At 69.5% G+C, this 21,482-nt stretch carries 23 protein-coding genes, 1 tRNA gene and 1 pseudogene; 12 read left to right on the top strand and 13 right to left on the bottom strand.

What is annotated here, in order from left to right; translation table 11 throughout:
* Positions 1-3: 3 nt before the first annotated feature.
* The 3 genes and pseudogenes from yidD to rpmH form a co-directional block, all read right to left on the bottom strand.
* On the bottom strand, positions 4-363 hold the full coding sequence (gene yidD, locus CCZ36_RS17125) for a membrane protein insertion efficiency factor YidD (RefSeq protein WP_079134237.1): 360 nt from the start codon (positions 361-363) through the stop codon (positions 4-6).
* Positions 360-730: pseudogene (gene rnpA, locus CCZ36_RS17120) on the bottom strand (ribonuclease P protein component). Before rnpA ends, yidD begins: the two are co-directional and overlap by 4 nt.
* A gap of 19 nt (positions 731-749) precedes the next feature.
* Entirely contained in the window at positions 750-887 is a 138-nt protein-coding gene (gene rpmH, locus CCZ36_RS17115; RefSeq protein ID WP_003967884.1) for a 50S ribosomal protein L34, read from the bottom strand.
* Between the two features lie 273 nt (positions 888-1,160).
* Here rpmH and dnaA point away from each other — a divergent pair, with 273 nt between their 5' ends.
* The 9 genes from dnaA (at position 1,161) to CCZ36_RS17065 (ending at position 14,220) form a co-directional block, all read left to right on the top strand.
* Positions 1,161-3,179, top strand: a complete 2,019-nt coding sequence (dnaA, locus tag CCZ36_RS17110; protein WP_443069811.1) for a chromosomal replication initiator protein DnaA — start codon at positions 1,161-1,163, stop codon at positions 3,177-3,179.
* Positions 3,180-4,147: 968 nt separating this feature from the next.
* Entirely contained in the window at positions 4,148-5,278 is a 1,131-nt protein-coding gene (gene dnaN / locus CCZ36_RS17100) for a DNA polymerase III subunit beta (protein ID WP_032764581.1), read from the top strand.
* Positions 5,279-5,439: 161 nt separating this feature from the next.
* Complete coding sequence (gene gnd / locus CCZ36_RS17095) at positions 5,440-6,324, top strand: phosphogluconate dehydrogenase (NAD(+)-dependent, decarboxylating) (protein ID WP_069735705.1); 885 nt, start codon at positions 5,440-5,442, stop codon at positions 6,322-6,324.
* A gap of 66 nt (positions 6,325-6,390) precedes the next feature.
* Entirely contained in the window at positions 6,391-7,521 is a 1,131-nt protein-coding gene (gene recF, locus CCZ36_RS17090; protein WP_069743613.1) for a DNA replication/repair protein RecF, read from the top strand.
* A 77-nt stretch (positions 7,522-7,598) separates the two neighbouring features.
* Positions 7,599-8,102: a DUF721 domain-containing protein gene (locus tag CCZ36_RS17085; RefSeq protein WP_030707447.1), complete on the top strand. Its 504-nt coding sequence runs from the start codon at positions 7,599-7,601 to the stop codon at positions 8,100-8,102.
* Positions 8,103-8,581: 479 nt separating this feature from the next.
* Complete coding sequence (gene gyrB / locus CCZ36_RS17080) at positions 8,582-10,663, top strand: DNA topoisomerase (ATP-hydrolyzing) subunit B (protein WP_069735707.1); 2,082 nt, start codon at positions 8,582-8,584, stop codon at positions 10,661-10,663.
* Between the two features lie 47 nt (positions 10,664-10,710).
* Complete coding sequence (gene gyrA / locus CCZ36_RS17075) at positions 10,711-13,353, top strand: DNA gyrase subunit A (protein ID WP_128818044.1); 2,643 nt, start codon at positions 10,711-10,713, stop codon at positions 13,351-13,353.
* Between the two features lie 94 nt (positions 13,354-13,447).
* Positions 13,448-14,068, top strand: coding sequence for a DUF3566 domain-containing protein (locus CCZ36_RS17070; protein ID WP_069735709.1), 621 nt, complete (start codon positions 13,448-13,450; stop codon positions 14,066-14,068).
* Positions 14,069-14,146: 78 nt separating this feature from the next.
* Positions 14,147-14,220, top strand: a tRNA-Ile gene (locus CCZ36_RS17065).
* 244 nt (positions 14,221-14,464) lie between these two features.
* On the opposite strand, the gene CCZ36_RS34790 is transcribed toward CCZ36_RS17065, so the two are convergent.
* Complete coding sequence (locus CCZ36_RS34790; RefSeq protein WP_164873517.1) at positions 14,465-14,671, bottom strand: hypothetical protein; 207 nt, start codon at positions 14,669-14,671, stop codon at positions 14,465-14,467.
* Positions 14,672-14,808: 137 nt separating this feature from the next.
* Between CCZ36_RS34790 and CCZ36_RS17060 the strand changes: the two genes are divergently transcribed.
* Positions 14,809-15,780, top strand: coding sequence for a LuxR C-terminal-related transcriptional regulator (locus tag CCZ36_RS17060; protein ID WP_164873516.1), 972 nt, complete (start codon positions 14,809-14,811; stop codon positions 15,778-15,780).
* Between the two features lie 390 nt (positions 15,781-16,170).
* A complete protein-coding gene (locus CCZ36_RS17055; RefSeq protein ID WP_128818042.1) occupies positions 16,171-16,404 on the top strand; it encodes a helix-turn-helix domain-containing protein in 234 nt (77 codons plus the stop codon).
* Here CCZ36_RS17055 and CCZ36_RS35765 read toward each other — a convergent pair.
* The 4 genes from CCZ36_RS35765 to CCZ36_RS17035 all read right to left on the bottom strand — a co-directional run bounded on the left by CCZ36_RS35765 (position 16,401) and on the right by CCZ36_RS17035 (position 18,893).
* The gene (locus CCZ36_RS35765) at positions 16,401-16,700 is read right to left on the bottom strand and encodes a hypothetical protein (RefSeq protein WP_128818041.1); all 300 of its coding nucleotides are present in this window, start codon (positions 16,698-16,700) and stop codon (positions 16,401-16,403) included. The two genes, CCZ36_RS17055 and CCZ36_RS35765, sit on opposite strands and share 4 nt — an antisense overlap.
* 606 nt (positions 16,701-17,306) lie before the next feature.
* Positions 17,307-18,152: a helix-turn-helix domain-containing protein gene (locus CCZ36_RS17045; protein WP_128818040.1), complete on the bottom strand. Its 846-nt coding sequence runs from the start codon at positions 18,150-18,152 to the stop codon at positions 17,307-17,309.
* Complete coding sequence (locus CCZ36_RS17040; protein ID WP_128818039.1) at positions 18,152-18,679, bottom strand: DUF6879 family protein; 528 nt, start codon at positions 18,677-18,679, stop codon at positions 18,152-18,154. Before CCZ36_RS17040 ends, CCZ36_RS17045 begins: the two co-directional genes overlap by 1 nt.
* Positions 18,651-18,893, bottom strand: coding sequence for a hypothetical protein (locus tag CCZ36_RS17035; RefSeq protein WP_128818038.1), 243 nt, complete (start codon positions 18,891-18,893; stop codon positions 18,651-18,653). Before CCZ36_RS17035 ends, CCZ36_RS17040 begins: the two co-directional genes overlap by 29 nt.
* 123 nt (positions 18,894-19,016) lie before the next feature.
* Here CCZ36_RS17035 and CCZ36_RS17030 point away from each other — a divergent pair, with 123 nt between their 5' ends.
* Positions 19,017-19,226 (top strand): hypothetical protein, encoded by a 210-nt coding sequence (locus tag CCZ36_RS17030; protein ID WP_128818037.1) that lies wholly within the window; start codon positions 19,017-19,019, stop codon positions 19,224-19,226.
* Positions 19,227-19,280: 54 nt separating this feature from the next.
* Here the strand turns inward: CCZ36_RS17030 and CCZ36_RS17025 are convergent, their stop codons facing one another.
* From CCZ36_RS17025 to CCZ36_RS17005, 5 genes are read right to left on the bottom strand one after another with little or no spacing between them, the layout of a single operon-like run.
* Positions 19,281-19,667 carry a hypothetical protein gene (locus tag CCZ36_RS17025; RefSeq protein WP_128818036.1) on the bottom strand — a complete coding sequence of 129 codons (387 nt, stop codon included), beginning with the start codon at positions 19,665-19,667 and terminating at the stop codon, positions 19,281-19,283.
* Positions 19,654-20,091, bottom strand: a complete 438-nt coding sequence (locus tag CCZ36_RS17020) for a hypothetical protein (RefSeq protein ID WP_128818035.1) — start codon at positions 20,089-20,091, stop codon at positions 19,654-19,656. The genes CCZ36_RS17025 and CCZ36_RS17020 overlap by 14 nt, the downstream gene beginning before the upstream one ends.
* Positions 20,091-20,318: a holin gene (locus CCZ36_RS17015; protein WP_128818034.1), complete on the bottom strand. Its 228-nt coding sequence runs from the start codon at positions 20,316-20,318 to the stop codon at positions 20,091-20,093. Before CCZ36_RS17015 ends, CCZ36_RS17020 begins: the two co-directional genes overlap by 1 nt.
* A 12-nt stretch (positions 20,319-20,330) precedes the next feature.
* Positions 20,331-21,221 carry a peptidoglycan-binding protein gene (locus CCZ36_RS17010; protein ID WP_128819561.1) on the bottom strand — a complete coding sequence of 297 codons (891 nt, stop codon included), beginning with the start codon at positions 21,219-21,221 and terminating at the stop codon, positions 20,331-20,333.
* Positions 21,221-21,457, bottom strand: coding sequence for a hypothetical protein (locus tag CCZ36_RS17005; protein WP_128818033.1), 237 nt, complete (start codon positions 21,455-21,457; stop codon positions 21,221-21,223). Before CCZ36_RS17005 ends, CCZ36_RS17010 begins: the two co-directional genes overlap by 1 nt.
* Positions 21,458-21,482: the final 25 nt, after the last annotated feature.

The following is a 21,482-nucleotide window of genomic DNA, read 5'->3' as shown; positions in this document are numbered from 1 at the left end:
TAATCAGGCTCCTTGAGCATTGGGCGAGGTCTCTGCGGCCGGGCTCGGAGGTTCGGAGACCGACCCCCCGGACGGCACTTCAGCGGCGGACTCCCCGCCCTTTTCGCCGCGCAGGGCGTTGCGCAGCAGCTCGTGCCACCGCGGACGCTTACGAGGCGGAACATGATCCACACCACCGGGTGACCACGGATTGCACCGCAGGATGCGCCAGGCGGTCAGCGCTGTTCCCTTGATGGCACCGTGCCTGTCGATCGACGTATATCCATAGTGGGAACACGACGGGTAATAACGGCAGACAGGCCCGAGGAGTGGACTGATCGTCCACTGGTACAGCTTGATGAGAGCAAGCAGCGGGTACTTCATCGCGCGCCCCCTCCCAGCAGCCGCTGAAGAGCGGCATCCAGGTCTCGGGCCAGCTGTGCATGGTCGGCGTCGCCCGCACCGGGCAGCGCCCGTACGACAACAAGGCTACCGGGGGGCAGCTGAGCCAGCCGGTCTCGGACCAGGTGGCGAAGCCTCCGTTTCACCGCGGTGCGGACGACGGCGCCTCCCACGGCCTTGCTGACAACGAAACCCGCACGCGGCGGGGAACAGTCTCCCCTGTCACGTGCGGGTCCGTTTCACCGCTGCGTAGATGGACGACGAGCAGCGGACGTCCGGCTCGACGTCCTCGTCGTACCGCGGTCGCGAAGTCCTCGCGCCGCCTCAGCCGATTCTCGGTAGGCAGCACGTCATGGACCTGTTAGCGATCAGGCGGACAGGCTGCTGCGGCCCTTGCCGCGGCGGTTCGCGAGGATCGCACGGCCGGCACGGGTACGCATGCGCAGACGGAAACCGTGGGTCTTGGCGCGGCGGCGGTTGTTCGGCTGGAAGGTGCGCTTGCTCACTCGGGGGCTCCAGAAATGATTCGTGTCTTGGCGGGACATCGCCTGGCTGTCACCGTGCGCCCACGAGGAACTCGCGTAAACGCCTTAGTGCACCGCTTCACAATCACAGATCGTGATCTTTGCCCATCGGAGGCAGGCGGCAGCAGCCATCGACAACTCGACCTGGTCACGGTACGCGCGGCTACGCCATCCGGTCAAACCAGCTCCGCGCGACCCCCCATTGTGCACAGCCTGTGGACAACAACTTGAACCGCGCGGGTCGGCCTGACTACCGTGGCTGAACTCCGGTTCTTTTCCTTCCCGACTGCCGGGCCTCACCCCACCCGACCCATCCCGTCCCGAGAACCACACATTCGTGGGACATGCGAGAGAGCGTGCCTTGTGGCTGACGTACCTGCCGATCTTGCCGCAGTGTGGCCGCGAGTGCTGGAACAACTCCTCGGGGAGGGCCAGCAGGGCATCGAGCCGAAGGACAAGCAGTGGATCGAGCGCTGCCAGCCGCTGGCACTCGTCGCCGACACCGCACTGCTGGCCGTCCCCAACGAATGGGGCAAGCGCGTCCTGGAGGGCCGGCTCGCGCCGCTCATCAGCGAATCGCTGACCCGGGAGTGCGGCCGCCCCATCCGGATCGCGATCACCGTCGACGACTCGGCGGGCGAACCCCCCGCTCCGCCGGCGCCTCCGATGCACCAGTCGCATCAGCCGCACGGGAGCCAGCAGGACCACCGCTACCCGGCGCAGCCGCGCGACGACGCTCCTCGGGGCGACGCGTACGACGGATACGGCCACCGGCCCTCCGACGACGGGATGCCGACGGCCCGTCCGGCCTACCCCGACTACCAGCAGCAGCGCCCGGAGCCCGGCGCCTGGCCGCGTACCCAGGAGGACCTCTCCTGGCAGCAGCCACGGCACAGCGGCTACCAGGACCGCGAGCAGCCCGCCGGTGAGCCGTACCGCGAGAGTGACGCGTACCGGGAGAGCGAGCAGTACCGGGAGCAGCCCGCCGAGCAGTACCGGGACCAGTCCGCCGAGCAGTGGCGCGAGCCCTACGGCACCGGGCGTCCGCAGCAGCCGAGCCACGACTACCGGTCGCAGCCGCCCGAGCACCAGGGGTACGAGCAGCAGCGCCCCGACCGGCAGGACCAGCAGCAGCCGCAGCACCGCCAGACGGGTCCGGGCCACGGCCCCGGGCGCACCGGCGGCTCGGTCCCCGGCCCGATGGGCGCTCAGCCGGCCCCCGCGCCGGGTCCCGGCGAACCGCATGCCCGGCTGAATCCGAAGTACCTCTTCGACACCTTCGTCATCGGGGCGTCCAACCGGTTCGCGCACGCCGCGGCCGTCGCCGTGGCCGAGGCGCCCGCGAAGGCGTACAACCCCCTGTTCATCTACGGGGAGTCGGGGCTCGGGAAGACCCACCTGCTGCACGCGATCGGGCACTACGCGCGGAGCCTCTACCCGGGAACCCGGGTGCGGTACGTGAGCTCGGAGGAGTTCACCAACGAGTTCATCAACTCGATCCGCGACGGGAAGGGCGACACCTTCCGCAAGCGCTACCGCGACGTGGACATCCTGCTGGTCGACGACATCCAGTTCCTGGCGAGCAAGGAGTCGACGCAGGAGGAGTTCTTCCACACCTTCAATACGCTGCACAACGCGAACAAGCAGATCGTGCTCTCCTCCGACCGGCCGCCCAAGCAGCTGGTGACGCTGGAGGACCGGCTGCGCAACCGCTTCGAGTGGGGTCTGACGACCGATGTCCAGCCGCCCGAGCTGGAGACCCGGATCGCGATCCTCCGTAAGAAGGCGGTGCAGGAGCAGCTCAACGCCCCGCCGGAGGTACTGGAGTTCATCGCCTCGCGGATCTCGCGCAACATCCGTGAGCTGGAGGGCGCCCTGATCCGGGTGACCGCCTTCGCCTCGCTGAACCGGCAGCCGGTGGACCTCGGGCTGACCGAGATCGTCCTCAAAGACCTGATCCCGGGAGGCGAGGAGTCGGCCCCGGAGATCACGGCCCCGGCCATCATGGCGGCCACCGCGGACTACTTCGGGCTCACCGTGGACGACCTCTGCGGATCCTCGCGCAGCCGGGTCCTGGTGACGGCGCGCCAGATCGCCATGTATCTGTGCCGTGAACTCACCGATCTCTCGCTGCCGAAGATCGGCGCGCAGTTCGGCGGTCGCGACCACACGACGGTGATGCACGCGGACCGGAAGATCCGGGCGCTGATGGCGGAGCGCCGCTCCATCTACAACCAGGTCACCGAGCTGACCAACCGCATCAAGAACGGCTGACCCCGGCTCCCGCCCCGCCGCCCCTCACACAAGCCCTCCTGCAAGCCCTCACGCCGGCTCTCACCCGGTCGGACCCGGCTCCGCCTGCTTCTCCTGAAGCGTTCCTCCGAGGCGGCTGCCGCGGACCTCCCACGGTCCGCGGCAGCCGCTTTTCGCGTTTCCGGAGCCCGCGACGAGCGCCCCTCCGCACCCCCGCTGTTCGAATACGGGCAGCTCAGAGGCCCTTCTCCACAGATGTGCGAACAATCTTCCGTCCACAGCCTGGGGACCGGGAAGTTGTCCATATTGCGTCCACAGGGCCCGCTGTCGATACTCCATCAGGCCAGGTCACGTGGTTGGGGATTTGTGGCCAACGATGATCCACAGGCTGTGGACAGAATCTTCGTCCACAAGGGGTCGTCGACGTTGTCCACCGGCGGCCCACAGGCTGGGCGGTGTTGTCCCCAGCTTGGCCCCGTTTCTCCACACCCCTGTCCACTGTTCGGCAACGCAACACCCGCTCTCACCGCCCGGAGTGAAAGGCGTCACACCAAGGGGCTGGGTTGGGCTGTGGGGAACAGGGGTAAAGCTGGGGACAGGTCTGGGGAGAAGTGGACCCCTCCTGTGCATCGGGTGTGCAGAACTTCCGTCCGTCCACAGAAGGCCCAGGTTGTCCACGGGCCCCACCCACAGGACCGGTGGACAAAAAACAGTCGCTGACCTGCGCAAACGACGTTATCCACGGTATCCACAAGGCCTACTACTACTACCACCCAGAGTTAGCCAGGAATCCGCTTCGAAGTGGGGCCTGTGTACAACTCGACCGTCGACCGCCGCGAACCTCTTGGCCCGACTTGACCCCGAGCAGCAACGGCTGTCGGTGCCGTACGTCAGACTGGACCCCGGAGCCTCCGCCGTCTCGGCAGCGGGCTCCGGTCCAGACGACGAAGGCCAGCAGGGCGAGCGAGCAACAGCAGGAGGCGGTTCCGGTGAAGATCCGGGTGGAGCGCGATGTACTCGCGGAGGCGGTGGCCTGGGTGGCCCGCAGCCTCCCGGCCCGTCCGCCGGCGCCCGTTCTCGCGGGCCTTCTGCTGAAGGCCGAGGACGGGGCTCTCAGCTTCTCCAGCTTCGACTACGAGGTCTCCGCGCGGGTCTCCGTCGACGCGGAGATCGACGAGGACGGCACGGTGCTCGTCTCCGGCCGGCTGCTCGCCGACATCTGCCGCGCCCTCCCCAACCGCCCGGTGGAGATCTCCACCGACGGTGTGCGGGCCACGGTCGTCTGCGGCTCCTCCCGCTTCACCCTCCACACACTGCCTGTGGAGGAGTACCCCGCGCTGCCGCAGATGCCGACCGCCACGGGCACCGTCCCCGGTGAGGTCTTCGCCTCGGCCGCCGCCCAGGTCGCCATCGCCGCCGGCCGCGACGACACGCTGCCCGTGCTCACCGGTGTGCGGATCGAGATCGAGGGCGACACGGTCACCCTCGCCTCCACCGACCGCTACCGCTTCGCGGTCCGCGAGTTCCTGTGGAAGCCGGAGAACGCCGACGCCTCCGCGGTCGCCCTGGTGCCCGCCAAGACGCTCCTGGACACCGCCAAGGCACTCACCAGCGGTGACACGGTCACCCTGGCGCTCTCCGGCTCCGGTGCGGGCGAGGGCCTGATCGGTTTCGAGGGCGCCGGGCGCCGCACGACGACGCGGCTGCTCGAAGGCGACCTGCCGAAGTACCGCACGCTGTTCCCGACCGAGTTCAACTCCGTCGCGGTGATCGAGACCGCCCCCTTCGTCGAGGCCGTCAAGCGCGTGGCCCTGGTCGCCGAGCGCAACACTCCCGTACGGCTCAGCTTCGAGCAGGGTGTCCTCATCCTGGAGGCCGGTTCCAGCGACGACGCACAGGCTGTGGAGCGGGTCGACGCGGTGCTGGAGGGCGACGACATCTCGATCGCCTTCAACCCGACGTTCCTGCTGGACGGGCTGAGCGCGATCGACTCCCCGGTCGCCCAGCTCTCGTTCACCACGTCCACCAAGCCCGCCCTGCTCAGCGGCCGCCCGGCCGTCGACGCCGAGGCGGACGACACGTACAAGTACCTGATCATGCCGGTGCGCCTCTCCGGCTGATCCCGCGTCCCCCGCCCGATCGGGGGACGTTTTCCGCGGCAGTTTCCGGCGGGCCCGCTCGGCGCGGAGCGGGCCCGCCGCGCTGTCCCCCGCCGGGCGTAGGCTCGGTCGTGGGTGCAAACGCCCCGACGCTTATCGCCACGACGCTTAAGGAATCTCTGATGGAGCTCGGTCTCGTCGGCCTCGGCAAGATGGGCGGCAACATGCGCGAGCGCATCCGCCGCGCAGGCCACACCGTCATCGGATACGACCGCAACCCGGATGTCGCCGATGTCCACAGTCTCGAAGAGCTTGTGGGCAAGCTGAAGGGCCCGCGGGTCGTCTGGGTCATGGTCCCGGCCGGTGCCGCCACCCAGTCCACGATCGACGAGCTGGCCGAGCTGCTCTCGCCCGGCGACGTCGTCGTCGACGGCGGCAACTCGCGCTGGACCGACGACGAGAAGCACGGCGCCGAGCTGGGCCGGAAGGACATCGGGTTCGTCGACTGCGGCGTCTCCGGTGGCGTCTGGGGCCTGAAGAACGGCTACGCCCTGATGTACGGCGGCACCGACGAGAACGTGGCGAAGGTCCAGCCGATCTTCGACGCGCTCAAGCCCGAGGGCGACTTCGGGTCCGTGCACGCGGGCAAGATCGGCGCCGGCCACTTCGCGAAGATGGTCCACAACGGCATCGAGTACGCCATGATGCAGGCCTACGCCGAAGGCTGGGAGCTGCTGGAGAAGGTCGACTCCGTCACCGATGTGCGCGAGGTCTTCCGCTCCTGGCAGGAGGGCACGGTCATCCGTTCCTGGCTGCTCGACCTCGCGGTCAACGCGCTGGACGACGACGAGCACCTGGACAAGCTCCGGGGCTACGCCGCCGACTCGGGCGAGGGCCGCTGGACGGTGGAGGCCGCGATCGACAACGCGGTGCCGCTGCCCGCGATCACGGCGTCGCTGTTCGCGCGGTTCGCCTCGCGCCAGGACGACTCGCCGCAGATGAAGATGATCGCCGCACTGCGCAACCAGTTCGGCGGCCACGCGGTCGAGTCCAAGTCCGAGAACTGATCGGCCCGCCGGTCACGCGCCGGCACACAACAACCTGCGAAGCACCGTCGGGAGAGGTCGGCCACCATGCACGTCACGCATCTCTCGCTGGCCGACTTCCGCTCGTACGCCCGGGTCGAGGTCCCTCTCGACCCGGGCGTCACCGCGTTCGTGGGGCCCAACGGGCAGGGCAAGACCAATCTCGTCGAGGCCGTCGGCTATCTCGCCACCCTCGGCAGCCACCGCGTCTCCTCGGACGCCCCGCTCGTGCGGATGGGCGCGGAGCGGGCGGTGATCCGGGCGGCGGTGACCCAGGGCGAGCGCTCGCAGCTGGTCGAGCTGGAGCTGAACCCGGGCCGCGCGAACCGGGCCCGTATCAACAGGTCCTCGCAGGTCAGACCACGTGACGTGCTCGGCATCGTACGGACCGTGCTGTTCGCCCCGGAGGATCTGGCGCTGGTCAAGGGCGATCCCGGCGAGCGGCGGCGGTTCCTGGACGAGCTGGTCACCGCGCGCTCGCCCCGGATGGCCGGGGTCCGTTCCGACTACGACCGGGTGCTCAAGCAGCGCAACACCCTGCTGAAGTCCGCGGCGATGGCGCGTCGGCACGGCGGCCGCTCGATGGATCTGTCCACCCTGGACGTCTGGGACCAGCACCTGGGCCGGGTGGGCGCCGAGCTGCTCGCCCAGCGCCTCGATCTGATCGCCACGCTCCAGCCGCTGGCCGACAAGGCGTACGGGGACGTGGCGCCGGGCGGTGGTCCGGTCGCGCTGGAGTACCGCAGCTCGGTCGGCGAGGGCGTGGGTTCCGAGCGCACCCGCGACGAGCTGTACGAGCAGCTGATCGCGGCGCTCGCGGGCGTTCGGAAGCAGGAGATCGAGCGGGGCGTGACCCTGGTCGGCCCGCACCGCGACGATCTGCTGCTGGGCCTGCGCGGGATGCCGGCCAAGGGGTACGCGAGCCATGGCGAGTCCTGGAGTTACGCGCTGGCGCTGCGGCTCGCCAGTTACGAGCTGCTGCGCTCCGAGGGCAACGAGCCGGTGCTGGTGCTGGACGATGTCTTCGCCGAGCTGGACGCCCGCCGCCGGGAGCGGCTGGCGGAGCTGGTCGCCCCCGGCGAGCAGGTGCTGGTGACGGCCGCGGTGGCGGAGGACGTGCCGGGTGTGCTGGCGGGGACGCGGTACGCGGTGACCGCGGGCGAGGTGGAGCGCGTATGACCGGCCGGGACGAGCGGTCGGGCGAGGCGGGCGCGGTCGGCGGTACGCCGGAGGCCGGGAGCCCGAAGCCGCCGGAGGTGTCCGGGGTCGATCTGGCCCGGGTCGCGTTGCGGGCGGCGAAGGAGCAGGCCAGGGCGCGGGGTGCGGCGGCGCAGCAGAAGAAGCAGGCCCGGCGGGGTGGCGGGCTGCGTTCGGGGGCCCGGTCGGACGGCCGGGATCCGCAGGCGCTGGGCTCCGCGATCAGCCGGCTGATCACCGAGCGGGGCTGGGAGACGCCCGCGGCGGTCGGCGGGGTGATGGGCCGGTGGCCGCAGATCGTCGGCGACGATCTGGCGAAGCACTGCGTACCCCTGCGGTACGACGACGATCCGGCCGCCCGGGTGCTGACGGTGAGCTGTGACTCGACGGCGTGGGCGACGCAGCTGCGGCTGCTGGCCCCTCAGCTGGTGGCCCGGCTGAACGCGGATCTGGGGCAGGGCACCGTACGGATGATCAAGGTGGTCGGGCCGGGGGGCCCGGAGCGCCGGTACGGACCGTTGCGAGCCCCCGGCAGCAAGGGCCCGGGCGACACCTACGGCTGAGCCTCGGGGCGTCGGCCGAGGGCGGCCGGGCCGGCGCATCGGGGCCGGGGCGCGCTCAGGCCCCGATGCGCGCCGCGGTCGGATTCCCCGCTCCCCCTCTCCTCCCGTACGGATCATCGCTCGGCAAGGCTGAGCTGCACTTTCGGCGTAGAATTGTCGTGTACCGGGCGAGCTTGTGGGTGGGTTCGTCAGGGTTCGCGCGGCAGGAAACCGGACGGTACGGCCGGAGCGTCCCTCACCGTAGCGGTGGGTTGACAGGCCGAAGCGCTCAAAGCCCTTCAGGGCCTCTTGAAGCCCCTTCCCGAATATGGGGAGTCGTCAGCCGCTCATTCAGGGCGGCACATGCGTACTCAGGTACCGGCAAACCCCCACTCATGTCAGCGCTACCGGTAGACTGGTGAGTAATCCCGCCGCCGAGGCGGGAGTCGTCGATACAAGCCGAACGACGCAGCCGCTCCCGCCTGTCCGGAGAACGGCCTGTGCTGTGCCAGAAAGGGCGCTTCGTGGCCGATTCCGGCAACCCCAACGAGAACATTCCGTCCACAGCCGCTGAGGCGGGAGCAGTCGCCGCCGCCGTCGACGCCTCGTACGACGCCAGCGCGATCACCGTGCTGGAAGGGCTGGACGCGGTCCGCAAGCGACCTGGCATGTACATCGGCTCGACCGGTGAGCGCGGCCTGCACCACCTCGTGCAGGAGGTCGTCGACAACTCCGTCGACGAGGCGATGGCGGGTCACGCGGACACCATCGACGTCACGATCCTCCCCGACGGCGGGGTGCGCGTGATCGACAACGGCCGCGGTATCCCGGTCGACATCGTGCCGTCCGAAGGGAAGCCGGCCGTCGAGGTCGTGCTGACCGTGCTGCACGCGGGCGGCAAGTTCGGCGGTGGCGGCTACGCCGTCTCCGGCGGTCTGCACGGCGTCGGCGTCTCCGTCGTCAACGCCCTGTCCACCCGGGTCGCCGTCGAGGTCAAGCGTGACGGCTACCGCTGGACCCAGGACTACAAGCTCGGCGTCCCGACCGCCCCGCTGGCCCAGCAGGAGGCCACGGACGAGACCGGTACGACGGTCACGTTCTGGGCCGACGGGGACATCTTCGAGACCACCGAGTACAGCTTCGAGACCCTCTCGCGCCGCTTCCAGGAGATGGCGTTCCTCAACAAGGGCCTCACCCTGAAGCTGACCGACGAGCGCGAGTCGGCGAAGGCGACGGCGGGCGCGGACAGCGCCGAGGCGACCGAGGTCCCCGAGGAGGAGGCGACGCGGTCCGTCACGTACCACTACGAGAACGGCATCGTCGACTTCGTCAAGTACCTCAACTCCCGCAAGGGCGAAGTCATTCACCAGTCGGTGATCGACATCGAGGCCGAGGACAGGGACCGGCTCCTCTCGGCCGAGATCGCCATGCAGTGGAACACGCAGTACACCGAGGGCGTCTACTCCTTCGCCAACGCGATCCACACGCACGAGGGCGGTACGCACGAGGAGGGTTTCCGCGCCGCGCTGACCTCCCTGGTCAACCGGTACGCGCGCGACAAGAAGCTGCTGCGCGAGAAGGACGACAACCTCACGGGCGAGGACGTCCGCGAGGGTCTGACCGCGATCATCTCGGTGAAGCTGGGCGAGCCGCAGTTCGAGGGCCAGACCAAGACCAAGCTGGGCAACACGGAGGCCAAGACCTTCGTGCAGAAGGTCGTCCACGAGCAGCTGACGGACTGGTTCGACCGGAATCCCAACGAGGCCGCCGACATCATTCGCAAGGGCATCGCCGCCTCGACCGCCCGCGTGGCGGCCCGCAAGGCGCGTGACCTGACCCGGCGCAAGGGCCTGCTGGAAAGCGCCTCGCTGCCGGGCAAGCTCAGCGACTGCCAGTCGAACGACCCCACCAAGTGCGAGATCTTCATCGTCGAGGGTGACTCCGCCGGTGGCTCGGCCAAGTCCGGCCGCAACCCGATGTACCAGGCGATCCTGCCCATCCGGGGCAAGATCCTGAACGTCGAGAAGGCCCGGATCGACAAGATCCTCCAGAACACCGAGGTCCAGGCGCTGATCTCGGCGTTCGGCACCGGGGTCCACGAGGACTTCGACATCGAGAAGCTCCGCTATCACAAGATCATCCTGATGGCGGACGCCGACGTCGACGGCCAGCACATCAACACCCTGTTGCTGACTTTCCTCTTCCGCTTCATGAAGCCGCTGGTCGAGGCCGGGCACGTCTACCTCTCGCGCCCGCCGCTCTACAAGATCAAGTGGGGCCGGGACGACTTCGAGTACGCGTACTCGGACCGGGAGCGCGACGCCCTGGTGGCGCTCGGCAAGCAGAACGGCAAGCGGATCAAGGAAGACTCGATCCAGCGCTTCAAGGGCCTCGGCGAGATGAACGCCGAGGAGCTGCGCGTCACGACCATGGACGTCGACCACCGGGTCCTCGGCCAGGTCACGCTGGACGACGCGGCGCAGGCCGACGACCTGTTCTCGGTGCTCATGGGTGAGGACGTCGAGGCGCGGCGCTCGTTCATCCAGCGCAACGCCAAGGACGTCCGCTTCCTCGACATCTGAGTCGGCCGCACCAGCCCCGCCGCAGCTCGAAAGGACTTTGACCAGCAATGGCCGACGAGAACACCCCTGTGACACCTGAATCCGTGACGCCCGAGGAGGAGGGCACCATCCCCGGCGTGGGGATGCGTGTCGAGCCCGTCCAGCTCGAGACGGAGATGCAGCGCTCCTATCTCGACTACGCGATGTCCGTCATCGTCTCGCGTGCGCTGCCCGATGTCCGGGACGGTCTCAAGCCCGTCCACCGCCGGGTGCTGTACGCGATGTACGACGGCGGGTACCGCCCCGAGAAGGGCTTCTACAAGTGCGCCCGCGTCGTCGGCGACGTCATGGGTACGTACCACCCGCACGGTGACTCCTCCATCTACGACGCCCTGGTGCGCCTCGCCCAGTCGTGGTCGATGCGGATGCCGCTGGTGGACTCCAACGGCAACTTCGGTTCCCCGGGCAACGACCCGGCCGCCGCCATGCGGTACACCGAGTGCAAGATGATGCCGCTGTCCATGGAGATGGTCCGGGACATCGACGAGGAGACCGTCGACTTCCAGGACAACTACGACGGCCGCAACCAGGAGCCGACGGTCCTGCCGGCGCGCTTCCCGAACTTGCTGGTCAACGGCTCCGCCGGGATCGCGGTCGGTATGGCGACCAACATCCCGCCGCACAACCTCCGTGAGGTCGCCGCCGGCGCCCAGTGGTACCTGGAGAACCCGGAGGCCTCGCACGAGGAGCTGCAGGACGCGCTGATCGAGCGCATCAAGGGCCCCGACTTCCCCACCGGCGCGCTGGTCGTGGGCCGCAAGGGCATCGAGGAGGCGTACCGCACCGGCCGTGGCTCGATCACGATGCGCGCGGTCGTCGCGGTCGAGGAGATCCAGGGCCGTCAGTGCCTGGTCGTCACGGAGCTGCCGTACCAGACCAACCCCGACAACCTCGCGCAGAAGATCGCCGACCTGGTCAAGGACGGCAAGGTCGGCGGCATCGCGGACGTCCGCGACGAGACCTCCTCGCGTACGGGGCAGCGCCTGGTCGTCGTCCTGAAGCGGGACGCGGTCGCCAAGGTCGTCCTGAACAACCTGTACAAGCACACCGACCTCCAGACGAACTTCGGCGCCAACATGCTGGCGCTCGTCGACGGGGTGCCGCGCACGTTGTCGATCGACGCGTTCATCCGGCACTGGGTGACGCACCAGATCGAGGTCATCGTCCGGCGGACGAAGTTCCGGCTGCGCAAGGCCGAGGAGCGGGCGCACATCCTGCGCGGCCTCCTCAAGGCCCTGAACGCCATCGACGAGGTCATCGCCCTCATCCGCCGCTCCAACACGGTGGAGATCGCGCGTGAGGGCCTGATGGGCCTGCTGGAGATCGACGAGCTCCAGGCCAACGCGATCCTGGAGATGCAGCTGCGCCGACTGGCCGCACTGGAGCACCAGAAGATCACCGCCGAGCACGACGAGCTCCAGGCGAAGATCAACGAGTACAACGAGATCCTGGCCTCGCCGGCCAAGCAGCGATCGATCGTGAGCGAGGAGCTGGCGGCGATCGTCGAGAAGTTCGGCGACGACCGGCGTTCCAAGCTGGTGCCCTTCGAGGGCGACATGTCCATCGAGGACCTGATCGCCGAGGAGGACATCGTCGTCACGATCTCCCGCAGCGGTTATGTGAAGCGCACGAAGACGGACGACTACCGCTCGCAGAAGCGCGGCGGCAAGGGCGTGCGCGGGACGAAGCTCAGGGAAGACGACATCGTCGACCACTTCTTCGTCTCGACGACCCACCACTGGCTGCTGTTCTTCACGAACAAGGGCCGGGTCTACCGGGCCAAGGCGTACGAGCTCCCGGACGCCGGGCGGGACGCGCGCGGCCAGCACGTCGCCAACCTGCTGGCCTTCCAGCCGGACGAGAAGATCGCCCAGATCCTCGCGATCCGTGACTACGAGGCCGTGCCGTACCTGATCCTGGCGACGAAGGGCGGTCTCGTGAAGAAGACCGCGCTCAAGGACTACGACTCCCCGCGTTCGGGCGGTGTCATCGCGATCAACCTCCGCGAGATGCCGGACGGCGGCGACGACGAGCTGATCGGCGCCGAGCTGGTCTCGGCCGAGGACGATCTGCTGCTCATCAGCAAGAAGGCCCAGTCCATCCGGTTCACCGCGACGGACGACGCGCTGCGCCCGATGGGCCGCGCCACCTCGGGCGTGAAGGGGATGAGTTTCCGCGAGGGCGACGAACTCCTCTCGATGAATGTCGTCCGGCCCGGTACGTTCGTGTTCACCGCTACCGACGGCGGGTACGCCAAGCGCACCCCCGTCGACGAGTACCGCGTCCAGGGCCGCGGCGGCCTCGGTATCAAGGCCGCCAAGATCGTGGAGGACCGCGGATCGCTCGTCGGTGCGCTGGTGGTCGAGGAGACCGACGAGATCCTCGCCATCACGCTCGGCGGTGGTGTGATTCGTACGCGAGTCAATGAAGTCAGGGAGACGGGCCGTGACACCATGGGCGTTCAACTGATCAATCTGGGCAAGCGTGACGCCGTCGTCGGCATCGCGCGCAACGCCGAGGCCGGCCGTGAGGCGGAAGAGGTCGAAGGGACCGATGATGCCGAGGGCGAGACGGCCGAGGCCCTCGCCGTAACCACGGCAGAGGGCACTGTCGAGGGCACGGAGCCCTCGACCGGGGAGCACGAGGAGTAAGAGCGTGAGTGGAGCCACGGGCGCCGGTTCGGCCGCTTCCGGAGCTGGAGCGAACGGTGCCCGTGGCCCTGCCACGGACTCCCAAGGGGGCACTGTGACGGACACACGAGGGCCTCAGCCCCAGTACGAGGGTTACGCGACCGGGCCCCTGCCCGGCGAGCGTGAGCCCGCACCGGGGCCGTCGGGGCCGTACCACCCGCCCCAGGCGTACGAGGCGCCCGGCGGCGGCACCCAGGGCGGCCGGCAGCGCCCCGGACAGGGCGACGGCACGCTGGGCGGTGCGCAGGGCGTGGGCGGCGCCCAGGCGACGCGCAAGCCGCGCACGGGGGCGCGTACCACGCCCCGTACCCGCAAGGCCCGTCTGCGGGTGGCCAAGGCCGACCCGTGGTCGGTGATGAAGGTCAGCTTCCTGCTGTCGATCGCGCTGGGCATCTGCACGGTGGTGGCTTCGGCGGTGCTGTGGATGGTCATGGACGCGATGGGCGTCTTCGAGACCGTCGGCGGCACGATCAGCGAGGCCACCGGCTCGAACGAGAGCAACGGCTTCGATCTGCAGTCGTTCCTGTCGCTGCCGCGCGTGCTCATCTTCACCTCGGTCATCGCGGTGATCGACGTGGTCCTGGCAACCGCGCTGGCGACGCTGGGCGCCTTCATCTACAACCTGTCGGCGGGCTTCGTGGGCGGCGTCGAGCTCACGCTGGCCGAGGACGAGTAGGGCCGCGGGTATCGATTTTGGGACTGGCCCCGACGTGCGCTAATCTTCAGAGGTCAGCGCGGAGCAGTACAGCGCGGCGGGGCTATAGCTCAGTTGGTTAGAGCGCATCCCTGATAAGGATGAGGCCACAGGTTCAAATCCTGTTAGCCCCACCGAGGCGTAACGCCAGGTCAGAAGGCCGGTAGATCCCCAGGATCTACCGGCCTTCTACATTTGACGATCTTGATACCCCACTACTACCCCGTAACTTCCTGCTCGGTCCGGTCTGTATCCGTCTGGCCGGTTCGCCGCTACTCTGTGGCCAGAACACAGCAGGCCCCCGCCGGTTTCCGCGGCGGGGGCCTGCTGCTGTCCGGCCGGGGCCTCCCGATCCTGGCCGGACGTCCTGTGGGGGCCTCAGCCCCAGCCGACGTCGCCAGCGGGTGAGGCGGTCGACGAGGGGAGTGATGTGGGGGCGGGCGCGGGGGCCGGTCCCTGGCCCGTCCCGCTCGCTGGTGGGGGAGGGTACGCCTCGTCGGCGGCTGCGGTGGCAGCCACTCCGACGGCGGCGGAGGCGGCCACGAGCAGCGACGCGGCGAGCAGACCGATCCTGGATGTGGCCATGGGTACCCCTTAATCGAAAGCATGTTCGCTTCCCCGTTGCTCTACGTAGGCTCCCATGCCGACCTGGTGACACCAAGGGGCGCGCCGTGCTGAAATCCGCACGTACGGATTTCTGTGTCGCGCCAAACGGGGGAAACGTGACGAAACATGGGCAAAAATACCCGCCTCTACTCGCGGAGACGGCCACAGAAACCTACCGGGCGGTCTCTGCAGGGACTCCGCCCGACGAAACCGGGGTTGCCCACCTCGTCGACCTCGGCCTCGTCGCCCCCGATCCGTACGCGCCCGGCCAGTACATCGCCCACGACCCGCGCGCCGTCGCCCAGAACCTCATGACGGCCGCCCTCGCTGACCTCGCCGCCACCGTCCACCGCATCGGACAGATCCCCACCGTCGAGGCCCTCGCCGCCGACTACGACCCGCACCGCTGGTACGGCGGCCCCGGATCGGAGTACCTCGGCACACCCGGCCTCATGAACGCCAGGATCCTGCCGCTCACCGACGCCGCCACCACCGAGGTCTACAGCTCCCAGCCCGGAGAGCCAGCCGACCGTGACCCCGAAATCCTCCGCGAAGGCGCCGAGCGCACCGCCGCCGCCTGCCGACGAGGGGTCCGCGTCCGTTCGCTCTACAACGCCCGCGCCCACGAGCACCCCCAGACCCGGGAACACATCGACGTCCTGGTCCAGGCCGGCGTCGACGTCCGAGTGATCGGCGGGCCTTTCCCCCGGCTCGTCCTCCTCGATCGTCAGCACCTGTTCATCGACAACCTCGTCGTCGAGGGAGCCGAAGCGCACTCGGGCTGGCACGTCTCCGACCGGGCCGCCGTAATGTGGGCGCGGATGATCTACGAGCTGATGTGGGACCGTGCCACCCCGTGGCAAGCCCTCGGCAAGGCCACGGAAGGAGCGGTGACGACGGCCCGTCAGCGGGCCATCCTGCACGAGCTGGAGGCCGGGTACTCCCAGCAGCAGGCCGGCCCTCGACTCGGGCTCGCGGAACGCACCGTGACGAAGGAGCTCGCCGCGCTGCGAGATCGACTCGGTGTCCGCACGCTGTACCAGGTCATGGCCTGGTGGGGCCGGTCACCGGAGCGAGCGCTTCCGTAATTCGCACACGGTGTCACGACTCTGTGTGCACCCGGTCTACCCCCTGTAGATCGGGAGTTGCCGTGCGTAGAGTGCCCGGTGGGGAGACGGCGGGCACCCCCGGCCCCCGTCTGATGCCCTTCCCCAGACAGGCCCGGCCCGGATGCTCGGGAGGCTCCGGGTCGGAGAGCGCGCCCCCTGCCGGTGAAATCGGCAGGGGGGCGTCGTGCTGCACACAGTAAACCGCCCCACCCCGCGAGAGGGGTGGGGCGGCGTACCCCGGCCAAATCTGGCCGGGGAGGTGCGGTCGGTGTCGGATGCCCATCACAACCCGACCGCACGCTGTCCATGATCGTCGAATTTACCTGGCCAGGTAAAGACATTCGATCATGATCGTCTGACGGTGGATCGGTGACGACCGAACCGCCCCCGGACTGGGTGCTCCCCAGGCGGCAGAGGATCGGTCGCCGTGTCCGCGAACTCCGCGAGGAAAGCGGACTGACGCAGATCCAGCTCGGCGAGCGCGCAGGAATGGACCACAAGACCGTCCACCGCATCGAGTACGCGACCAGCGACCCCAGCCTCAGCATGCTGCTCCGCTTGGCGGCCGCCCTCGACGTCGAGCTCGCCGAGCTCGTCGCCTAAACCGGCGGGGTGCCCGGCGGTGACGGGGTCGGCGGGGGGTGCGGCAGCGGCGGCCCCGGGTTCGGCGGAGTCTGGGGCGGCCCGCTCCCGTGCCGGCCCTGCTCAACACGCCGCTCCGTCAGCCCGTAGATTCCGTACGGCGGGAACAGGTCTACGCGCCGCGGGTAGCCGCCCACTGCGCACGGCCGGCAGAGGAGATCCGCTCCGTCGGTGGTGACACGAACGCCTTCTACCGGGTTCACCCAGCAGGCCTCGCAGGTGGTGACGGCGGTCGGCGACACCGTGGTGGTCGTCATGGGTGCCGCCCGGGGGGTGCGCTGGGGCGGATGTCGGTGGTACGCATGGAGGTGCCTCCGTCCTGCTGGATGGGTGGTGACCCGCCCCGGCCGCTCACTCCCTGCAAGGACAGCGGCGGGGGCGGGAATCTCAGGTCTCGCGCCTCGCGTCGGCGAGCCGCCTCTCGCGGGTCCTCTGAAGCCACATCAGGTCGTCCAGCTCGGGATCCGGCTTCTCCGGGGAGCTCACCGGCGGTCCCTCCGCCAGGCTCGCGTCAACCGGGCGGCGGTCGGGCAGGGGCCCCCGGCGGCCCGGCAAGCAACGCAGGTCGTGGTGTGCCCGAGGAGCGTGCGGTACGCCTGGTCCGGCTGGGCGCGCTCGGCAACCGGCCTCACCGCGCCGTCTCCTGACACTGCGGGCACGTGCAGGCCGGGAACTGGTGAGAGGCCTCCGGCTGTTCGAGGGGCACAACCTCGGCCTCCTCGCGCACAACCCGGGTGAGCCCGTCGCGGTTCACCTCGTACACCTTGATCGTCATCACGGGTAAGCCCCCCGTCGCAGTCGGTGAGGAATACGCCGACCGTAGGGCTGGCGAGACGAGCCCGGTGGAAAGTTTCTATCGGTTTCTACGCGAGCTCCGAGACGGCCCGAGCAATCAGTCGCAATGCCGCTGGCCCGTGCGCCGCACCGGAGCTGAGCTCCTCGTGCGCCGCCAGGTACTGCGCGACCTCCGACGGCGTCGTGATCGTGATTGCTGCCGTCAGCAGCTCCACCCCTACCTGCTCCTCGTCGAAGATCGTGAAGGTCTCCAGAGGCCACAGGGGCATCGCGCGCGACGGCACTATGCCGAGAGTCACCGTCGGCAGAGCGGCCACCTGGAGCAGGTACCCGAGCTGCTCGGCCATCGTCTCCGTGTTGCCGACCTGGCGCCGGAGGACGGATTCCTCGATCAGGATCGGGAAGCGCCGGCCCGCGCGCCGAATGATCCGAGACCGCTCCACCCGGGCGTCGGCCGCCGCGGCGGAGTCGTCGGGGGTCCGGTTGAATCGCGAGATCTCGGCCAACAGCGCGGCGGCGTACGCGCGCGTCTGGAGCATCCCCGGGATGACGCTGGAGCTGTACACCCGCATCGTCTTGGTGCGCTCGTACAGCGGCGTACGCGCCTGCTGCACGCCCTTGAGGCCGCGCCCCTGGACACGCCTCCACTCCGTGTACATCTGCTGTGCCTGGCGAGCCGACGCGATGAGGTCCGCAGCCTCGTCCTCCGCGCCGCACGCCCGGCACCAGGCCCGGATGTCCTCGTCGCTGGGCTGGGACCGGCCGCTCTGCAACCGGCTGACCTTCGAGCCCTGCCAGCCGGTGAGCTTCGCCAGCTGCTTCCCCGTCAGACCCGCGTCGGAGCGGAGGCCGCGCAACCGGAACGCGATCCGGTCGCGCGCCTCCTGGACGCGGGCTGACGAGGAGGCCGGCATCAGTCGAGCACGAACTCCGCGTGCGGTACGGCCCGGTCCCAGACCGCCGCGAAGGCCTGCCCGGCACGGTCCGCCGACACCGGGCGCTCGTCCAGCTCGTCCCGGAGGTGCGTACCGTCCCCGGCGAAGTGATGCCAGCGGACCAGCTGGCCGTCGAAGAGCCAGTAGTCGTGAGCCGGGAGGAGCAGCCCGAGCGCCTGGTCGCGCGGGAGCCAGCGGACATCCTCGCCCGCGGCGAGGTTCCGGGGCGTGCACGCGTGCTCGAAGCGGATGTACTCCGTGGCGGGCAGGCTGACGACGCGAGCCCGCTGGACGGTCACCCCGCGCGCGACGGCATCGGCCACAGCGTCGTGGAACCAGCCCCACCACGACGACCGGTCGTCGAGGCCCGCCAGCACGCCCGTGCGCCAGGCCTTGAGGTCCTGGTCCTCCACGTCGGTCGCGTAGACGTCCCGCGTCTCCAGGTGCACGGCGGACGTAGAGCACTGCGCCAGGAGCTCAGCGAACGGGGGCAGCTGCTGCGACACCGAGCGCCTCCTTCATGACCTCGCTCATGCGGGCCGGCAGCCGCACAACGGCCTCGTTCTCTGGAATCGGCCCGGCCTCCAAGCACTTCGCCTGGAGCGCCGCGTCCGCCTTCCACCCCTGGATCACGAACTCCTGCGCCTCGTCGTCGAACCAGATCGTCGGGCAGTGATCGCCGTTTGTCTCCGGGTCCTTTGCGATGAAATGTAGGGTCATGGCCGCCTCCGCTGGTCGGGAATTGCGCGAGTTTCTACGGCTGTACCGCTCCATCGTGCAGCCATGAAGGGCCCCGGTGGGGCGGAACGGAAGAAGGAGCGGGCGGGCCATACGATTTCGGCCGTGGCCGATACCGACATCCCTGAGTCCCTGATCGAGCTGGAACGGAAAGCCTGGGCCGAGCAGGAGGCCGGCGCACTCACCGTCGAGACTGCTGCGGCCGTACAGGCGGCCTACACCAAGCACGCCGCCGCCACCGGGCAGTCCCGATACGACCTGGAGAGCACGGTGAAGAAGATCGTTCGGCACCCCGACCCGGACGAAGCCGCCTGACCTGGAACACACGAAGACGCCCCCGCCTCCGGCCGAAGCCGGGGCGGGGGCGTTTCATCGGGCGTCGCGGGCGGCGACGAGCTCGGGGTCCATCGGGACGAGGGGCATGCCGGCTGCGGTCAGGCGGGCGTCCTGCTGGCTGATGTGGTCGAGCGCCAGGCCGAGCAGCCGGTCCGTACGGTCCGCGCGGGTCCGGGCTTCCCGCTCGGCGTCCTCCAGCGCCCGGAGTCGGCTGTGCAGCCCGGCCATCTGGTCCTGGAACCAGCGATACATCTCCGGGCTGACCGTCCATGTGCCCTCGGGCTGCGCGGGCGCGGGCGCCATTCCCTCGGCCGGGATCTCCTGCACCGTGGTGCGGGTCCGGCCCAGCCACGTTCCCCAGACAGTGCCCAGCGTCGTGATCAGCACGGCCAGGAGGCCCAGCCAGCTACTCGGTTCCATGTCTCACCACCCTCGGGACGATCAATCGCGGTCGGGTCAGGTACGCGACGATCGCGATCAGGACGGCGTGTGATCCCCAGGGCATCACCGCGCCCCACGCGGTGCCGGACGCCCCGGACGCGCCGCCGAGCGCGTACGCCAGGCTCCACAGCAGCGGCGGGGCCATGCTCGCGGCGACCCCCGGCAGGTCCCGCCCGGGGCGGGCCACCGCGTAGACGAGGGCGATGACACCGCACACGATCCAGCCCCACCCCCAGACCGGCATCGGAACCCAGCCGAGCAGCACGCTGATGCCCCGAACGGTGCCGTACCGGGGCTGCACGGTCAGGCTCGCCCCGTACGTCACCCAGGAGATGCCGGTGATGAGGAGGGTGAGGCCGCGCCAGCCCAGCCGCGCCCAGCACCAGGCCAGCGCGGCGCGCATCAGGCGCCCGTACGGGGGGTGTGCGGTGCCGCCCACCCGGCGATCGCGGCCGCGGCGGCCGGGACCAGGGCGAGGACGAACGGCTCCAGGGTGTCCGGCATGCCGGAGATCAGCGACGGGTCGTCCGTCACCGCGCCGAGGATCGCCAGGCCCGCGAGGCTCGCCAGGTAGGTGACGGCGGAGCTGGCCTTGACCTTCTTCTCGATCGGGTCCGTGGAACGTGCCATGGTGCGTCCTTCCTAGACGTTCGGGACCTTGAGCCGGTCCCAGCTGGCCTTGCCGGGGATGCCGTCGGCGGCGTCCCCGCTGTATCCGCACTTCCGCTGCCAGGCGGCGTACGACTTGCGGTCCGCCTCCGACCAGCGCGGCCCGGGGCCGACCGCGTACCGGCCGCAGCCTTCCGCGACGAGCCGCTTGCCCATCGCCGTGATGACCTTGCTGCTGCGGCCGACCTTGAAGAACGCGGCCCCCGGGAACGGCTCGTACGTCGGCTTCGAGGCCGGAGGCTTCGACGGTTCGGACGGCGGACAATTCGGGGCCCCACCCAGCCGGGTGCCGATCCGGCCCCGCATCCAGTCCATCCCGAACCCGCGCGGATCGACCTTGCCCGGCTGCCACTCCAGATGCCCGATCACCGACCGCTCGGACCAGCCGTGCGCCCGGCACACCGCGGCGGCCGCACGCTCGATCGCGAGCAGCTGCTCCTCGGGCCACGGGTCCTTGCCGTCACCGAGGTTCACGGCCTCAAAGCCGTAGAAATGCCGGTTGCCGTCAGTGTTGGCCTCGTTGTCCGGGGGCAGCGCCTTCTCCGCGATGACGGCGCGCAGGACGTCGTCGTCGCCCAGCCCGGCGTGGTTCGCCCGCCCGCTCCCCACCAGGTGGACGGTCCCGTCCTTGGCGATGACACCGTGGCAGAGCGGTCCCGGCAGGGCGGAGTGGCCGTTGTAGCAGAGCTCGACGGAGGACGCGGTGCCCGAGGTGACGGAGTGATGGATCATCACCCCGTGCATCGGGCCCCAGGAGCCCTTGTGGTTCCGGTTGTTGGTACGCCAGCTCCGGTGTTCGACGACGTGGAGGCCTTCGTCGCGGAGGGCCTTGAGCAGCTTGTCGGCGGACAGCGGCGTCGCCATCATCCGCTCCGCTCATCGGACCGGACGACCGCGGCCAGGAGGACCGCGCAGTCCTTCGCCTCCCGCAACTTCCGCAGAGCCGCGCTCAGCTCGGGATCGTCGGGCAACCGGTTGAGCATGGTCTCCGCGAGGTCGTGGAAGGGCTTACTCACCTCCTGGAGATGCTTGGGCAGGTGGTCGTAGGCGAAGCCCCGAACCGCCTGGGCGGTGCTGGGGTGCCTGCCGGTGGTGTCCATACGGGTGCCTCCAGGGCATGACTAA

This window comes from Streptomyces sp. S063 (genome assembly GCF_002832675.1).
GTDB classification, from domain to species: Bacteria; Actinomycetota; Actinomycetes; order Streptomycetales; family Streptomycetaceae; genus Streptomyces; species Streptomyces sindenensis.
This window is presented reverse-complemented; position numbering and strand designations above follow the sequence as displayed.

Coding starts and splice junctions, on each gene's coding strand:
- yidD (WP_079134237.1), bottom strand. CDS start 363: ATGAAGTACCCGCTGCTTGCTCTCATCAAGCTGTACCAGTGGACGATC.
- gnd (WP_069735705.1), top strand. CDS start 5,440: ATGGAGCTCGGTCTCGTCGGCCTCGGCAAGATGGGCGGCAACATGCGC.
- recF (WP_069743613.1), top strand. CDS start 6,391: ATGCACGTCACGCATCTCTCGCTGGCCGACTTCCGCTCGTACGCCCGG.
- gyrA (WP_128818044.1), top strand. CDS start 10,711: ATGGCCGACGAGAACACCCCTGTGACACCTGAATCCGTGACGCCCGAG.
- CCZ36_RS34790 (WP_164873517.1), bottom strand. CDS start 14,671: ATGGCCACATCCAGGATCGGTCTGCTCGCCGCGTCGCTGCTCGTGGCC.
- CCZ36_RS35765 (WP_128818041.1), bottom strand. CDS start 16,700: ATGACGACCACCACGGTGTCGCCGACCGCCGTCACCACCTGCGAGGCC.
- CCZ36_RS17045 (WP_128818040.1), bottom strand. CDS start 18,152: ATGCCGGCCTCCTCGTCAGCCCGCGTCCAGGAGGCGCGCGACCGGATC.
- CCZ36_RS17035 (WP_128818038.1), bottom strand. CDS start 18,893: ATGACCCTACATTTCATCGCAAAGGACCCGGAGACAAACGGCGATCAC.
- CCZ36_RS17025 (WP_128818036.1), bottom strand. CDS start 19,667: ATGGAACCGAGTAGCTGGCTGGGCCTCCTGGCCGTGCTGATCACGACG.
- CCZ36_RS17020 (WP_128818035.1), bottom strand. CDS start 20,091: ATGCGCGCCGCGCTGGCCTGGTGCTGGGCGCGGCTGGGCTGGCGCGGC.
- CCZ36_RS17015 (WP_128818034.1), bottom strand. CDS start 20,318: ATGGCACGTTCCACGGACCCGATCGAGAAGAAGGTCAAGGCCAGCTCC.
- CCZ36_RS17010 (WP_128819561.1), bottom strand. CDS start 21,221: ATGGCGACGCCGCTGTCCGCCGACAAGCTGCTCAAGGCCCTCCGCGAC.
- CCZ36_RS17005 (WP_128818033.1), bottom strand. CDS start 21,457: ATGGACACCACCGGCAGGCACCCCAGCACCGCCCAGGCGGTTCGGGGC.